Origin of the sequence: Actinomadura sp. 1N219 (genome assembly GCF_044326405.1) — a bacterium.
Classification (GTDB): Bacteria; Actinomycetota; Actinomycetes; order Streptosporangiales; family Streptosporangiaceae; genus Spirillospora.
The window spans coordinates 281,113-295,904 of sequence record NZ_JBIRAY010000008.1 but is presented as its reverse complement, the minus strand read 5'-3'; the positions used below and the strand labels follow the sequence as shown (position 1 = coordinate 295,904).

Sequence of the window (14,792 nt, the reverse complement as noted above, 5' to 3'; positions counted from 1 at the left end):
GAGACGTGCGCCAGGTGGCGGCACCGGCGGCGGCATGGCGGCGAGGTTCGGGCGTGGCCGTATGCGGACAGCGGCAATCAGATCGCCGGACGGCCGCGAAGTAGTGGCGGGCATGGCGAAGGAACCGGTCGATCCGGCGCCGCGGCACTCCAAGCCCAGCGCCACGGAACGGCGCCGCCGCGACGGCATCCGGACACCGGTAGGGGAATGCAGAATGCCGACAATCCATCCGCTCAGGACACGCGTCGCCGCGCTGGTCGCCGCCGGAGGGCTGCTGGTCACCAGCGGGCTCCTCGGGCTGGCGCCGAAGCCGGGCGAGGCGTCCAGCCACCGCGAGGCCCCGCTCATCTCGGGGCAGCCGCAATACGACAACACCGACGTGTACGCGTTCGTCAGTCCGGACAAGCCGGACACGACGACACTGGTCGCCAACTTCATCCCCTTCGAGGACCCGGCCGGCGGGCCCAACTTCTACAAGTTCGCGCGGGACGCCCGCTACGACTTCAACGTCGACAACAACGGCGACGCGCAGCCGGACCTGATCTACCGGTTCGAGTTCAACGACTTCCTGAAGAACGGGAACACCTTCCTCTACAACACCGGGCCGGTGACGAGCCTGGACGACCCCGACCTCAACTTCACCCAGACCTACGACCTGACGCTGATCCGGCAGACCGGCGGCAAGGTGACCCGCGTCAGCAAGCTCGCCGACAACGCGCCCGTGGCGCCGTCCAACGTGGGCAAGGCGTCCATGCCGAACTACCCGGTGCTGCGCCAGCAGGCGATCAAGCAGCTCGGCAGCGGGTCCACCGCGTTCGCCGGCCAGGCCGACGACTCCTTCTTCATCGACCTGCAGATCTTCAACCTGCTGTTCGGGGGGGACCTCTCCGAGGTCGGCGACGACACCGTCAGCGGCTACAACGTGAACACCCTGGCCGTCCAGGTGCCGACGAAGGACCTGGTCACGGCCCAGGATCCGGTGATCGGCGTGTACTCGACCGTGCAGCGGCAGACCGCCTCGGGCGACTACACGCAGGTCTCCCGGCTCGGCGCGTCGCTGGTGAACGAGGTCGTCATCCCGCGCGGGAAGAAGGACACGTTCAACGCGTCCAACCCGTGGGCGGACGCGCAGTTCGCGCAGTTCGTCCTCGAGCCCGAGGTGCCGAAGCTGATCGAGCAGCTCTACAAGATCCCGGCGCCGGCGACGCCGCGCAAGGACCTCGTCCAGGCGTTCCTGACCGGCGTGCCGGGGCTGAACCAGCCGAAGAACGTGCGGCCGGCCGAGCTGCTGCGGCTCAACACCTCGATCAAGCCGACTCCGAAGCCGGACCGGCTCGCCGTGCTGAACGGCGACAACCAGGGCTTCCCGAACGGGCGGCGGCTCACCGACGACGTCACCGACATCATCCTCCAGGTCGCCGAGGGCGAGCTGCTCGGCAGCAAGAACGACCTGGGCGACGCCGTCAACGCCAACGACCTCCCGTTCGAGAAGGCGTTCCCGTACGTGGCGCAGCCCAGGTCCGGGACCGACGCCCGCGGCCGCACCCCCGCCAAGGCATCCGGCGGGGCCGCCCGCAAGGGCGCGGACGGGAAGCCGATGAGCTTCCTCAACGCGGGCGCCTCCGAGGGCATCGCGGACGAGGACGACGGGTCCGCGCTGACCGGTGCGCTGCCCGCGGCGGCGCTGGCCGGCGGTGCGGCGTTCATGCTGACGGGCGGGCTGCTGTGGTGGCGGCGCAGGCGTCCCGTCACCGGGCGGCTCGAGGTCTGATGCGCCGTCCGCTTATCGCCGGGGTCTCGGCCGCCGGCCTGGTCGCGGTACTGACGTTCGGAGCAGCGGTCGCCCCCGTCCGCTCATCCGGCACGTCGGCCACGACCGGGTCCTCGGTGGCCGGGGCCCCGGCCTCGGGGTTCACGCCCGCGAGCATCGAGGGGCTGCAGCAGCACCTCCGCCGGCAGCCGCGCGACGCGGCCCGGTGGGCGGCGCTCGGGTTCGCGTACGTGGAGAAGGCCCGGGTGACCGGCGACACCACGTACTACCCGAAGGCCGAGGGCGTCCTGCGGCGCTCGCTGCGGGAGTCCCCGGGCAACGACACGGCGCTGGCCGGGCAGGGCGCGCTGGCGGCGGCCCGGCACGACTTCCACGCCGCGCTGCGGTACGCCGACGGCGCGCTGAAGGCGAACCCGTACGGGGAGCGTGCGGCGGCCGTCCGGGTGGACGCGCTGGTCGAGCTCGGCCGCTACGACGACGCGCTCGAGGCGGCGGAGAACGCGGACCTCAAACGCCCCGGCATTCCGATCTTCACGCGGCTCGCGTACGTGCGGGAGCTGCGCGGGGAGGTCCGGGAGGCGCGGCGGGTGCTGGACCTGGCCCTCGCCTCCGCCACCGAGCCGGGCGACCGCGCCTTCATCGCGACACAGCTCGGCGAGCTCGCCTGGAACGACGGCGACCTCGACCGGGCCGGGCGCGAATACGCGGAAGCGCTGCGGGTGTCGCCCGGACACCTGCCCGCCCTGGACGGGCAGGCCCGCGCCCGTGCGGCGCGGGGCGACGTGAAGGGGGCGCTCGCCGACCGGGCGGAGATCGTCCGGCGGCTGCCGCTGCCGGAGTACCTCGCCGAATACGGGGAGCTGCTGGAGTCGGCGGGACGTCCGGACGAGGCGAGACGGCAGTACGCGGTCGCGGCCGCATGGTCCCGGATCGCCAAGGCCAACGGCGTCGACGCGGATCTGGAGACGGCGCTGTTCGAGTCCGACCACGGCGATCCGAAGGCCGCGCTGCGCGCGGCGCGCGCCGAATACGACCGGCGCTGCCCGGGCCCGCGTTCAGGCAAGGCGCGGCAGTGCGGCGTCCACGCGGCCGACGCGCTGGCCTGGGCCTTGCACGTCAACGGACGGGACGAGGAGGCGCTCCCCTACGCCCGCCAGGCTGTGGCGACGGGATATCGCCGCCCGCAGTTCCGCGCCCACCTGCGCGCGATCGAGAAGGTGCTCGGCGAGCGTCCGGGCGGGGGACGTGACCTGGAGGACGCATCATGATCGCCTACGCGCTCGCGGCGGGGCTGGTCGCCGCGCACCCGCTGGGCAACTTCAGCGTGAACCACTACGACGGGCTCGTCGCGGCGCCGCACGAACTGCGGATCGACCACGTCGAGGACCTCGCGGAGATCCCCGCCGCGCAGGCCCTGCCGGACGTGGACGCCGACGGGGACGGCCGTCCGTCCGCCGCCGAACTCGGCGCGTGGGCGGACGGCGTCTGCGGGCGCGCGGCCATGTCGTTCCGCATCACGGTGGACGGGCGGGCCGTGACCGCGACCGTCGCAGCGGCGTCCGCGACCGCCCCGCCCGGCCAGGCGGGGCTGCCGACGCTCCGCACCGAATGCCGGATCACCGCGCCCACCGGACCCGGAACGATCTCGTTCCGGGACGGCGCGGCGGCGGACGGGCGGGTCGGCTGGCGGGAGATCACGGCGCGGGGCGACCGGATGACGCTGTCCGCGTCCGATGTGCCGCGCTCGTCCCGCAGCGGGCGGCTCACCGCCTACCCGGAGGACATGCTCGCCTCGCCGCTCGACCAGCGTTCGGCGACCCTCACGGTGCGCCCGGGCGGCCCGCCGCTCGCGGCGTCCGGGCCGGCGTCCGGGCCGGCGTCCGGGGCGGGGTCCGGGCCCGCGTCCGGGGTCGGGTCGGGCGGCGGGGCCGAGCGGCTGCTGCCGCGCGGCGCGGACGGGCTCACGCAGCGGTTCACGTCCCTGGTCGCGCGGCACGACCTCACGCCCGGCTTCGCCGTCCTCGCGTTCCTGGTCGCGCTGGCGCTCGGCGCGCTGCACGCGCTGGCCCCCGGGCACGGCAAGACGATCATGGCGGCGCACGCGATCGGCGAGAGCCGGAACCGGACCCGGGACATCCTCACCCTCGGCCTGACCGTCACCGCGACGCATACCGCGGGCGTGCTCGTCCTCGGCCTGCTCGTGACGACGGGGACGCTCCTCGCACCCGACGCGCTGTTCCCCTGGCTCGGCGCGGCCGGCGGCGTCCTCGTCACGGCAGCCGGAGCCCTACTGCTCCGCCGCGCCCTGCAAAACCGCCACCACCACGCCCACGGCCACGGACATGGGCACGGCCACGGGCATGGCCACGGGCATGGGAATTCGGACGAGCACGGGCATGATCATCGTGGCTCGCGGCGCGGCGGGGTGGTGCTGCTGGGGCTGGCGGGCGGCATGGTCCCGAGCCCGTCCGCGGTGGTGGTGCTGGTCGGCGGCGCGGCGATCGGACGGATGTGGTTCGGGATCGTCCTCGTCCTCGCGTACGGGCTCGGCCTGGCCGCCGCGCTCGTGACGGTCGGCCTTCTCGTCGCCGGCTCGGGCCGCGTCCTCGCGCGCCGAATGCTGACCGGACGGCGGCGCATTCTGGCCAAGCGGGCGCGGCTCCCCTCCGGAATGATGCCTATCGGGACGTCCGCGACGGTCGTCGTCCTCGGTGTCGGGCTCACGCTGCGCAGTCTCGTCCTGTGAACGCCGATCCAGGACGGCTCCGACCGCGAAGTACCGGAGGGACGGTCCAGCGAGAGGAGCGCGGCATGCCGACAGGGACGAGACCTCCGGAGAACGGCACGGTGCCCGGTCATGACGCCGACGCGCTCCTCGGCCGGACGGCGCGCGGCGACGAGCGCGCGTTCGAGCTGCTGTACGACGTGGTGTCGGCGCCCGTGCACGGCCTCGCGCGGCGGATCGTCCGCGATCCGGCGATGGCCGAGGAGGTGACGCAGGAGGTGATGATCGAGGTGTGGCGGTCCGCGACCCGCTACGACCCCGGGCGCGGCTCCGCGATGGCCTGGATCATGACGATCGCGCACCGCCGGGCCGTGGACCGGGTGCGGCGCGAGCAGTCCGCCGGCGAGCGGGAGGCGCGGGCCGCGCGGTACGGGCCGGGCGCCGCCCACGATCCGGTGGGCGAGCGGGTCGAGACGCGGATGGAGCACGAGCGGGTGCGCCGCTGCCTCGGGACGCTGACGCGGCTGCAACGCGAGACGGTGACGCTCGCCTACTACGGCGGGCATACGTATCGTGAAGTCGCCGAACAGATCGGGGCGCCGCTGAACACGGTGCGGACCCGGATGCGCGACGGCATCATCCGCCTGCGCGACTGCCTGGGGGTGGAGCGATGACGGACGACGTGCACGCCCTCGCCGGCGCGTACGCGCTGGACGCGATCGACGACGCCGAGGAGCGGCGCCTGTTCGAGTCGCATCTCGCCGCGTGCGAGCCCTGCGCGGCCGAGCTCCGCGAGTTCCGGGCGACGACGGCGCGGCTCGGCACGGCGGTCGCCGAGGCGCCGCCGCCGCACCTGCGCGCCCGGGTGCTGGCGGACATCCGGCACGTCCGCCAGCTCCCGCCCATCACGCCGAGCCTGCCGGGCCTGCCGGGCCTGCCGGGCCTGCCACCGGACGCACCCACCCAGATACAGGCCACGCCGCCCCAGCCGCCCGGCACACCGTCCCATGCGCAGGCGCGCGTCGAGCCGATACGGCCGAAGCGGCCGAAGCGGCGGCGGCGTGCCGTCGTCGCCGGGCTCGCGGCCGCCGCGTGCCTGGTGACGGCCGTGTCCGTCGCCGGGGTGGTCCGGGAACGGCAGCGCGTGGAGCAGGCCGAGGACGCCTCCCGGGATGTGGCGTCCGTCCTGTCCGCGCCGGACGCGCGTTCGGCGACCGGCCGGGCCAGGGGCGGCGGGACGGTGACGATCGTCGCGTCCGCCTCCCGCGGCCGGGTCGTCGTCGCGTCCTCGGGGTTGCGGGCGCTGCCGTCCTCGCGGGCGTACCAGCTGTGGCTGATCGACGCGGACGGCGCCCGCTCGGCGGGCCTGCTCCCCGGCGACCGGACCCGGCCGGTCGTGGCGGGGGCGTGGCGTCCGTCGGACAAGGTGGGCGTCACGGTCGAGCCGGCGGGCGGCTCCACACGCCCGACCACGGACCCGCTCGTCCTGCTCAGCACGACCTGACCCCCCGTTGTGACCCGTGGTGGCGCTGATCAGTGGCGTCCAACCCCTTGTCGTCGCTCTGACGATATGTGACGATGGCGGGCATGTCGGTGAACGTCCCGCTGGGCCCGCTGCTCGAACCCGCCTTCCACCTCGGTTCCGTCCCCACGACGTGGGCGGAGCTGCTCGGCTTCGCGACCGGCGCGGTCAACGTGTTCCTCGTCGTCCGGCAGAACATCCTGAACTGGCCGATCGGAATCGCGAACGTGATCCTGCTCGGCCTCGTCTTCCTGGACGGCGGCCTCTACGCCGACTCGGGGCTGCAGGTCGTCTACATCGCGCTCCAGGCGTACGGGTGGTGGGTGTGGCTGTACGGCGGGGACGGCCGCGACCGGCTCCCCGTCCGGTGCACCCGGGGAACCGAATGGGCGGCGCTCATCACGGCGGGCGCGACCGGCACCGCCGTCCTGACCTGGGCCCTGTCCGCCTGGACGGACTCGACCGTGCCGTTCTGGGACGCCCTCACCACCGCGATCTCGCTCATGGCGATCTACGGGCAGTCGCGGAAGCTGCTGGAGTCGTGGTGGCTCTGGATCACCGCGGACCTCGTCTACATCCCGCTGTACTTCTACAAGGATCTGAAGCTGACGAGCGCGCTGTACGTCATCTTCCTGACGCTGTGCGTCTTCGGGCTGCTCGCCTGGCGCCGCGACTTCCGTGCCCGCGCCGTCCCCGGCCCCGGCCCCGGCCCGGCCCCGGTCGCCGCGTGACGCACGCGCACGGGCTCGTGATCGGCAAGTTCTACCCGCCGCACGCAGGCCACCACCATCTGATCGACGTCGCGGCGGCGGCGTGCGACCGGGTGAGCGTGGTCGTCGCCGCGTCCAGCGTCGAGAGCATCCCGCTCCCGCTGCGGACGGCCTGGCTGCGCGAGACGCACCCGCAGCCGCACGTGGAGATCATCCCGGTCGTGGACGACGTCGAGATCGACTACGGGTCGGACGAGATCTGGTCGGCGCATGTCGCGGCGTTCCGGGCGGGCGTGGCGACGGCGTCGGGGCTCGGCGTGTCCGTGCCGCCGGTGGACGCGGTGTTCAGCTCGGAGGCGTACGGGCCCGAGCTGGCGAGGCGTTTCTCCGCCGTCCACGTCCCGGTCGATCCGTCACGCGAGCGCTTCCCGGTGAGCAGCACCGCCGTCCGCGACGATCCCGTGGGGAACTGGGAGTTTCTCGCACCGGCCGTCCGGGGTCATCTGGCGCGGCGCGTCGTGGTCGTCGGCGCGGAGTCGACCGGGACGACGACGCTGGCCCGCGCCCTCGCCGCGCACTACGCGGACCGGGGCGGGGCGTGGGCGGCGACGCGATGGGTGCCGGAGTACGGCCGCACCTTCACCGAGGAGAAGCTGGCCGCCGCGCGCCGCGCCGCGGGCGACCCTTCGCTGTGGCTGGACGACCTGGCCTGGGAGTCCGCCGACTTCACCCGGATCGCCGAGCACCACGCCGCCCTGGAGGACGCCGCCGCCCGGTCGGGTTCACCGCTGCTGGTCTGCGACACCGACGCGTTCGCCACCGCGATCTGGCACGAGCGCTATCTCGGCTCGCCGGCGCCCGAGGTGGAGGCCGTCCATGAGCGCACCCCGCACCAGCTGTGGATCCTGACCGACCCGGAGGGCGTCCCGTTCGAGCAGGACGGCTGGCGCGACGGCGCGTCGATCAGGTCATGGATGTCGGGACGCTTCGAGGAAGAACTGGAAGAACGGGCCCTGCCGCACATCACCGTCACGGGCCCGCACGAGAATCGTCTGGCCGCGGCCGTCGCGGCGACCGAGGACCTGCTGGCCAAGAGCTGGACCTTCAGCACCCCGCTGACCCCCTAGCCCTTGGCCGCTCTCTTATCCCAGCCACACCATTCTCGTGATGCGGAACTCCTGGATGTCGGCGAGCACCACGTAGTCGAAGAACACCGAGGCGCCCTCGACCGCCATGGTGTAGGCGACACCGGAATCGTCCAGGGAATCGCCCGGCGGAGGGTCCCCCGCACTGATCGCCGTTCCCCCCGCGAACGCGAAGTCGCAGAAGAACTTGATCATGTCGTTCTTCAGCGAGGCCGGCATGGACTCGATGACGTCGGACGCCTCCCTTACGCAGAAGACCGTCCAACCGAGCCTGCCTGCCGTCACGTCCCGTTTTCTTCCGGGAACCACCGGCGCTTGAGCTCGTCCAACGAAACCAGTTCGCTCCTGTCCGCGGTCATCGCCCAGCGCCGGCGCTCCTCGCGGTAGGGGTCCTGGTCGAGGTGCGCCTCGGCCCACCAGTTGTCCATGACCTGGTTGTAGTCGTCCTCCTCCTTGGCGGCCATGACCTGCTCGAGGAACCTGACGCGCTTCTCCTCCGTCAGCCAGTCGCTGATGCCCTTGATCGTCCGCGGGACCCGCTGGACCTGACCTGGCAGGAGGGGCTCTACCGGCTGTGCGCTCATGTCGCTCCCGTGTCTCTCGTCGGTCCCCGCTCACCCGTACACGGAGACACTACAGCGCCCCACCGACAGGACGGCGGATCATTTCGATAAGCGCGAGCATTACCCCCTTTGAGCGTTAAGAGATACAAAAGCGCTTAGTACGAATAGGCGCAGGTTTAGTATTCGTGGATGGGCCAAACCCCGAAAAGCAGCCATTAACCATCGCCGCCGCCGTCAGACGTCGGACGGGGTGGACGGGACGGGCGGGCGGGGGTCGAGGCGGAAGAGGTCCTCGTCGATCCGGTCGAGGGCGAGCCGGACCGCGCCGAGGCCCACCGCCTCGTCCGCCAGCTCTGACGCCTCGATCCGGACGGGGCTCAGGCACAGCGGCGCGATCCGCCGGCGCAGCTCGGAGACCAGCAGGTCGCCGGCCCTGACCAGCGGCCCGCCGACCACGATCATCTCGGGGTCGAGGGCGAGCGCCATCGCCGCGACGCCGCGCGCCATCCGGGCCGCGAGCCGCTCCACGACCTCCTTCGCCTCCGCCGCGCCCCATCCGGCGGCGTCCAGGACTCGGTCGGCGTGATCGACCCCCGCGCCCCGCGAGGCGGAGCCCGGCGGATCGACGTCCGCCGACGCGAAGGCGGCCAGCGCCGCGGCGGCCGCCGCCGGGCCGGCGTCCGTCCCGGTGATGAGTGCGGCGGTGGTGTCGCGCAGGCCCAGCTCCGGCAGCATGCCGACCTCGCCGGCCGCGCCCCACCGGCCGCGGTGCAGGCGTCCGCCGATGAGCGCGCCCATGCCGGTGTGCAGGCCCGCGTGGACGCAGACGACGTCGTCGGCGTCGCGGGCGGCGCCGCGCCACCGTTCGGCCACCGCGGCGAGGTTGGCGTCGTTCTCGACGAGGACGGGGCAGGAGAACGATCGGCCCAGCTCGCGGGCCAGGCGCAGGCCCTCCCAGCCGGGCACGGCCGTGCAGGACGTGACGGTCCCGTCCGGCGCGACGACGCCCGGCGTCCCGGCGGCGACGGCCAGCACCGACCGGCGGTCGACGGCCGCGACCGCGAGGCACTTCTTCACCGCCGCCCGGACCGCCGCGAGCCGCTCGCCAGGCGGCCCCTGCACGTCGAGCCCGGCGCGGTGCCCGCCGACGACGTCGCCGGCGAGGTCGGCGACGATCAGCCCCACCCGGTGCGCGTCGATGTCGATGCCGAGCGCGTGCCCGGCGTCGGCGCGGAAGCGGTAGCGGCGGGCGGGACGTCCGAGCCCCGAGCCCGGACGCGGTGCGCTCTCGGCGGCGAGCCCCCGGCCGATCAGCTCGGCCAGCACGCCTTCGGTGGTGGGCCTGGACAGCCCGACCCGTCGGGCCAGCTCCGTCAGCGTGGACTCGCCGCCGTCCCGCAGCGCCCGCAGGGTCGCGGCGGAGTTGAGGCGGCGGAGCACCGAGGGGTCGCCCCCGTGCAGGGAGGGTCGCGTCACGGGGCACCCCTTGGCGGCGATGGGCGGACGAACGGCATTCACTTGGGGCAGATACGTACAAAATGGCGCGGCCGTATCCGGACGCATCCAAGAATACCGAGGTCAGAGGCACATTTCGGACGTATCAGTCGTCGTAACCGAGACCGAAGCCGAACGGAAACAAAGGCTTCTTGCCGTCGCCCCGGTTGACGGGCTGCTGGGCGCTGTCACGCATCCACGTGACCGGAAGCCGTCCGGTGGGCTCGGCCTCCCCGTACAGGACGTCGGCCACGCCCGCGCCCTCCGTGCCGGGGAGCCATGCCGCGACGAGCGCGTCCCACCCGGGGAGCTGTGCGGCGATGTCCATCGGACGGCCCGACACCAGCACCACGATCACCGGGACGCCCGCGGCGCGCAGCCGGTCGATGGTCTTGAGGTCCTCGCCGCCAAGGCCGAGATCGCCCGTCCTGTCACCGTGGTACTCGGCGTACGGCTTCTCCCCCACCACGGCGATCGCGGCGTCGTAGGACCGGTCGATGCCCGAGCCGTCCTTGCTGTAGGCGACGGTGGCGGACGGGTCCGCGGCCTTGCGGATGCCGTCCAGGATCGTCGTGCCCGGCGTGATCGGCCCCGGCCCGCCCTGCCAGGTGATCGTCCACCCGCCGGACTGCATGCCGACGTCGTCCGCGCTGCCGCCGGCAACGAAGATCTTGTCGTCGTCGTCCAGCGGGAGCACGTCACCGTCGTTCTTCAGCAGCACCTGCGACCCGGCCACGGCCCGCCGCGCCAGCTCGCGATGCGCCGCGCCGCCGACCGTCTTCAGGTACGACCGGTCCGCCAGGGGACGCTCGAAGAGCCCCAGCTCGAATTTCTTCGTGAGGATCCGGCGGTTCGCGTCATCGATACGGGACATCGGAACGTTTCCGCCCTTGACCATCTCCCGCAGGTACTCGATGAACCGGCGCCATTCCGTCGGCACCATCACCATGTCGATCCCGGCATTGATCGCGGCGGCGACCTCTTCCCGGGTGAATCCGGCCCGGCCGTCGATCTCATCGATGCCCTTGTAATCAGATACGACGAACCCGGTGAAACCCAGCTCGCCCTTCAGCACATCATTGATCAGATACCGGTTCCGGTGCATCTTCACACCGTTCCACGAGCTGTACGAGATCATCACCGACCCGACGCCCCGCTCCACCGCCGCCTGGAATGGCGGCAGATGGACAGCTCGCAGTTCCTTCTCCGAGATCCGGGCATCACCCCGGTCGTCGCCGCCCGCCGTTCCCCCGTCCCCCACGAAATGCTTGGCCGTCGCCAGCACCGACGCGGGCCCGCCCAGTTCTTCCCCCTGCAGCCCTTCGACCATCGTCGTCATCATCGACGGCAACTCGGGCACCTCGCCGAACGACTCGTACGTCCGCCCCCACCGATCGTTGCGAACGACGCAAACACAAGGCGCGAAGTTCCAGTCGACGCCCGTCCCCGCCATTTCCGCCGCGGTCGCGGCGCCGATCTCGCGGACGAGACCCGGGTCGCGGGACGCCCCGAGCCCGATGTTGTGCGGGAAGATCGTCGCGCCCACGACCGTGTTGTGGCCGTGCACCGCGTCCACCCCGTACATGATCGGGACGCGCAGCCGCCCGGCGAGCGCGGCCCGCTGCAGCCCGTCGTACATGTCCGCCCATTTCGCCGCCGTGTTCGGGCTGGGCGCCGACCCGCCGCTCGACAGCACCGACCCGATCCCGTACCGGGTGATCTCCTCCGGCGTGACGAATCTGCGTTCGGGCTGCGTCATCTGGCCGAGCTTGTCGTCCAGGCTCATCCGGCCCAGGAGGTCGTCCACCCGGTCCTCGACGGACGACCGCGGGTCGAGATAGGGCGCGGGCGCAGGCTCCGCCCCGACGGGACCGCCGCAGGCGACGAGCGCGCACACCATGCCGGACACAAGCAGGCGCGACTTCATGGAGGAGTTGAGCATGCGGAAAGCTTTTCCAGCATTACTCCAATGCAACCACACCGTCTCGGCAATTTCTCATCGCCAAATCCCCACAGGGCCCCCGATCGGGATCGAACCGACACCTCCAGGACCACAACCTGGCGTGCAGACCACTACACCACGGAAGCCGCATCTCCGGCAGGACTCGAACCTGCGACCTCCGGGTCCGCAACCCGGCGCGCTCTCCAACTGCGCCACGGAGACTCGATATCGCGTACCGGGTGCAGGAATCGAACCTGCCTGCCGCGGCTTATGAAACCGCTGGACACACCAGCGTCCCCACCCGGTGCGGAGGGTGCGAGATTCGAACTCGCGCAGGGGGATGACCCTGACGACGGCGTAGCAAACCGCTGCCTTCCCGCTCGGCCAACCCTCCGGGAAAAGAAAAAAACCGCCCGCGATACACGGGCGGCGTCAGAACGTACGATTCACGTCCTCGAACGACTCCCGAGACCGAAAAGACTGCTATGCATTCGGCGACGCATGGCCCCTCCCCTTCCGGTCTCGTTCCCCTACGACGCCCATGATGCCGGGACGGTTCCCGTCCCGGCAAGCCATTTATCGGCTGACTCCGGGCGCGTCCAATGCGGAGTTCAGTGCGCGGAGCGCGTGGTAGACGCGGAGCTTGACCACGTCCACCGGCACCCCCAGCGAGGCCGCGGCCTCGTTGACCGACCGGTCCCTGAAGACAGTCTCGGCCAAGATCTCACGATGCGCGGACGGCAACGCCTGGAAGGCCCGGGCGACCACCGCGGGGCCCGTCCGCTCCCCCGCCGACCCGGGAGCGAACGAACCGCTGCTCCTACCCATTCGCAGTGCCACGCCACGAACCTCGCACCCCAACCCCCACCTGGCCCCGTCCTTATGCCCGCGTTAAGGAAGTGTTGAGGCTCTGATTCGGGGTGGGGGGTGGGTGTCAGGCGCGGAGTCTTATCGCGTAGGCGGCTAGGCGGGTTGATAGGCGGCGGGCGCTGGTGCCGTGCCAGTCTGAATGGCGGGCCGGTAGGGCGTAGCAGGGGGTGCCGTCGCTGATCAGGTCCTCGATGCCCGGCAGGCCGAGTGATCCGGCCGCGAACTCGTACAGGGGGACGAGGCGCGGGACGATGATGCCGTAGTCGAGGGCGCGCGGGAGCCGGCCCTCGGCGGCGATGAGGTCCTCGACGCGCAGGCCGCGCAGCGGGTAGAGCTCGGGGAAGGCGCGGCGGAGGTCGAGGAAGAAGCCGACCGTCCCGCCGCGGGGGTCGCCGAGGAGGCGGCCGAGGGGCGCGAAGGGGCCGAGGGCGAGGCGGGGGCGCGCGACCAGCGCGTGCGCGTACAGGACGCGGACGAGCGCGACGTTCATCATGAAGCGTTCGGAGGGGAGTTCCGGCAGCGCGAGCGTGGTGTTGCGCAGGTAGCCGGTGACGATGCTGGCGTTGTGTGCGCGGTACCAGGCGGCGGGCGACGGCCTGCTGACGAACTCGCCCCACAGCCGGACGCTGCGCGCGGACGGCTCGCCGGGGTGTCCGTCGGCCAGCAGCAGGGCTTCGGTCTTGTCGCGCAGGAGGCGGTCGTTGACGGCGCGCCACCACGGGCTGCCCGGCGGGTCGGCGGCAGGCGGGTTCAGCACGCCGCGGGCGATCTCCCAGCGGAGGAAGCTCAGTTCCGCGCGGCCGTAGCGGATCCGGTCGCCGGTGTAGAAGCCGGCGGCGAGCCTGAGCCGCGGCGCCGCGCCGTCCGCGATCCGCCGGACCCGCGTGGCGGCCGCGTCCGCCGCGTCGATCATGCCTGGCCTCCCCGGAGCCCTTTCCGCCCTGCCTTCACCCCGCGGACGCGTCCCGGCCGCGGGTCCAGCCCCTAAGATGAAAGCCGGGGGTGGTGGACGTGGGCAAGCACAACAAGCCGGCGACGCGCGCCTGCCCCGGCTGCAACGGGACCGGCACGAGCACCGCCAGCGGCGAGAAGTGCAACGTCTGCCGCGGTACGGGACGTATCTGACAATCGCACGCCGCGTGGGTCAGCCTATGCGGAGGCCCGTGTTGCCCAGGCCGGACACCGCGCGGAGTGTGCCGGGACGCAGGCGGGCCAGGGCTTCGGACGTGGCGTCGTCCGCCGGCAGGTAGGTGACGAGGACCTGGTCGTCACCGACCGGCAGGTCGAGGGTCTCGTACGCCAGCCGCAGCTCGCCCACGCCGGGGTGGACGAACCGTTCGACGCCGGAGCGGCGCGGCAGCCGCGGCGGGGCCTTGGCGCGGTCGCTGAACGGCGCGCCCGCGGTGACGGTCAGCTCGTCGGCGAGCCGGGCTAGATGCGGGTTGCCTGCCGGGAACGCTGCTCGCAGGGCGGCCACGCGTTCGTCGGCTACGCGATCCCAGTCGGGGTAGACGGATTTGGCCCGCGGGTCAGTGAAGACGTAGCGGACTAGGTTCGGCGGGGCACCGTCTAGGAGTCCGACCGGGGCGGCCAGGTGTGCGTAGCCGTCCGTCCGGGCGAGCACGTCGCCGAGCATGTTGACGACGGCGGCGGGGGTCGGTTCGAGGCGTTCGAGCAGCATCCGGACGGTCGGGCGCACCGAGTCAGCGGGCGCCCTCGGGCAGCACTCCCCGTCGTCGGACTTGGACAGGACGCGCAGATGGACGCGTTCGTCCGGGGCCATCCGGAGGGCGTCGGCGAGGGCGCCGAGGACGGCCGGCGACGGGTGGCGGTCGCGGCCCTGCTCGAGCCGCGCCAGGTACTCGACGCTGAGGCCGGCGAGCGTGGCGAGCTCGGAGCGGCGCAGGCCCGGCGTCCGGCGGCGTCCCCCTTCGGGCAGCCCGACCTGCGCGGGCGTGACGGCCTCGCGGCACGCGCGCAGGAAACCGCCTAGCTGGTTGTCGCTCACATCCGCAACGTACCAAGCGCCGCGCACCCGGATCGTGGCCCT

General features: G+C 72.5%; 14 protein-coding genes and 4 tRNA genes. 7 read left to right on the top strand and 11 right to left on the bottom strand.

Annotation, left to right across the window (positions count from 1 at the left end):
- Nucleotides 1-214: 214 nt before the first annotated feature.
- The 7 genes from ACH35V_RS25030 to ACH35V_RS25000 all read left to right on the top strand — a co-directional run bounded on the left by ACH35V_RS25030 (nt 215) and on the right by ACH35V_RS25000 (nt 7,855).
- Complete coding sequence (locus tag ACH35V_RS25030) at nt 215-1,771, top strand: DUF4331 domain-containing protein (protein WP_395975455.1); 1,557 nt, start codon at nt 215-217, stop codon at nt 1,769-1,771.
- A complete protein-coding gene (locus ACH35V_RS25025; RefSeq protein ID WP_395975453.1) occupies nt 1,771-3,039 on the top strand; it encodes a tetratricopeptide repeat protein in 1,269 nt (422 codons plus the stop codon). The genes ACH35V_RS25030 and ACH35V_RS25025 overlap by 1 nt, the downstream gene beginning before the upstream one ends.
- Nucleotides 3,036-4,517, top strand: coding sequence for a High-affinity nickel-transporter (locus tag ACH35V_RS25020; RefSeq protein ID WP_395975451.1), 1,482 nt, complete (start codon nt 3,036-3,038; stop codon nt 4,515-4,517). Before ACH35V_RS25025 ends, ACH35V_RS25020 begins: the two co-directional genes overlap by 4 nt.
- 65 nt (nt 4,518-4,582) lie before the next feature.
- The gene (gene sigK, locus ACH35V_RS25015; RefSeq protein WP_395975449.1) at nt 4,583-5,170 is read left to right on the top strand and encodes an ECF RNA polymerase sigma factor SigK; all 588 of its coding nucleotides are present in this window, start codon (nt 4,583-4,585) and stop codon (nt 5,168-5,170) included.
- Complete coding sequence (locus ACH35V_RS25010; protein WP_395975447.1) at nt 5,167-6,000, top strand: anti-sigma factor domain-containing protein; 834 nt, start codon at nt 5,167-5,169, stop codon at nt 5,998-6,000. Before sigK ends, ACH35V_RS25010 begins: the two co-directional genes overlap by 4 nt.
- 83 nt (nt 6,001-6,083) lie before the next feature.
- A complete protein-coding gene (pnuC, locus tag ACH35V_RS25005; protein ID WP_395975445.1) occupies nt 6,084-6,749 on the top strand; it encodes a nicotinamide riboside transporter PnuC in 666 nt (221 codons plus the stop codon).
- On the top strand, nt 6,746-7,855 hold the full coding sequence (locus ACH35V_RS25000; RefSeq protein WP_395975443.1) for an AAA family ATPase: 1,110 nt from the start codon (nt 6,746-6,748) through the stop codon (nt 7,853-7,855). The genes pnuC and ACH35V_RS25000 overlap by 4 nt, the downstream gene beginning before the upstream one ends.
- A 15-nt stretch (nt 7,856-7,870) precedes the next feature.
- On the opposite strand, the gene ACH35V_RS24995 is transcribed toward ACH35V_RS25000, so the two are convergent.
- The 11 genes from ACH35V_RS24995 to ACH35V_RS24945 form a co-directional block, all read right to left on the bottom strand.
- A complete protein-coding gene (locus ACH35V_RS24995; protein ID WP_395975441.1) occupies nt 7,871-8,158 on the bottom strand; it encodes a hypothetical protein in 288 nt (95 codons plus the stop codon).
- Nucleotides 8,155-8,457 (bottom strand): hypothetical protein, encoded by a 303-nt coding sequence (locus tag ACH35V_RS24990; RefSeq protein WP_395975440.1) that lies wholly within the window; start codon nt 8,455-8,457, stop codon nt 8,155-8,157. Before ACH35V_RS24990 ends, ACH35V_RS24995 begins: the two co-directional genes overlap by 4 nt.
- Nucleotides 8,458-8,670: 213 nt before the next feature.
- Nucleotides 8,671-9,912 carry an ROK family protein gene (locus tag ACH35V_RS24985; RefSeq protein WP_395975438.1) on the bottom strand — a complete coding sequence of 414 codons (1,242 nt, stop codon included), beginning with the start codon at nt 9,910-9,912 and terminating at the stop codon, nt 8,671-8,673.
- A gap of 124 nt (nt 9,913-10,036) precedes the next feature.
- Nucleotides 10,037-11,872 (bottom strand): glycoside hydrolase family 3 protein, encoded by a 1,836-nt coding sequence (locus ACH35V_RS24980; protein ID WP_395975436.1) that lies wholly within the window; start codon nt 11,870-11,872, stop codon nt 10,037-10,039.
- 74 nt (nt 11,873-11,946) lie between these two features.
- Nucleotides 11,947-12,018, bottom strand: a tRNA-His gene (locus ACH35V_RS24975).
- A gap of 2 nt (nt 12,019-12,020) precedes the next feature.
- Nucleotides 12,021-12,094 (bottom strand) — tRNA-Arg (locus tag ACH35V_RS24970).
- Between the two features lie 11 nt (nt 12,095-12,105).
- A tRNA-Met gene (locus ACH35V_RS24965) sits at nt 12,106-12,178 on the bottom strand.
- Between the two features lies 1 nt (nt 12,179).
- A tRNA-Ser gene (locus tag ACH35V_RS24960) sits at nt 12,180-12,266 on the bottom strand.
- Between the two features lie 182 nt (nt 12,267-12,448).
- Complete coding sequence (locus tag ACH35V_RS24955; protein ID WP_395975434.1) at nt 12,449-12,592, bottom strand: hypothetical protein; 144 nt, start codon at nt 12,590-12,592, stop codon at nt 12,449-12,451.
- Nucleotides 12,593-12,806: 214 nt separating this feature from the next.
- On the bottom strand, nt 12,807-13,655 hold the full coding sequence (locus ACH35V_RS24950) for a hypothetical protein (RefSeq protein ID WP_395975432.1): 849 nt from the start codon (nt 13,653-13,655) through the stop codon (nt 12,807-12,809).
- A 231-nt stretch (nt 13,656-13,886) separates the two neighbouring features.
- Nucleotides 13,887-14,750 (bottom strand): helix-turn-helix domain-containing protein, encoded by an 864-nt coding sequence (locus tag ACH35V_RS24945; RefSeq protein ID WP_395975430.1) that lies wholly within the window; start codon nt 14,748-14,750, stop codon nt 13,887-13,889.
- Between the last annotated feature and the right edge of the window lie 42 nt (nt 14,751-14,792).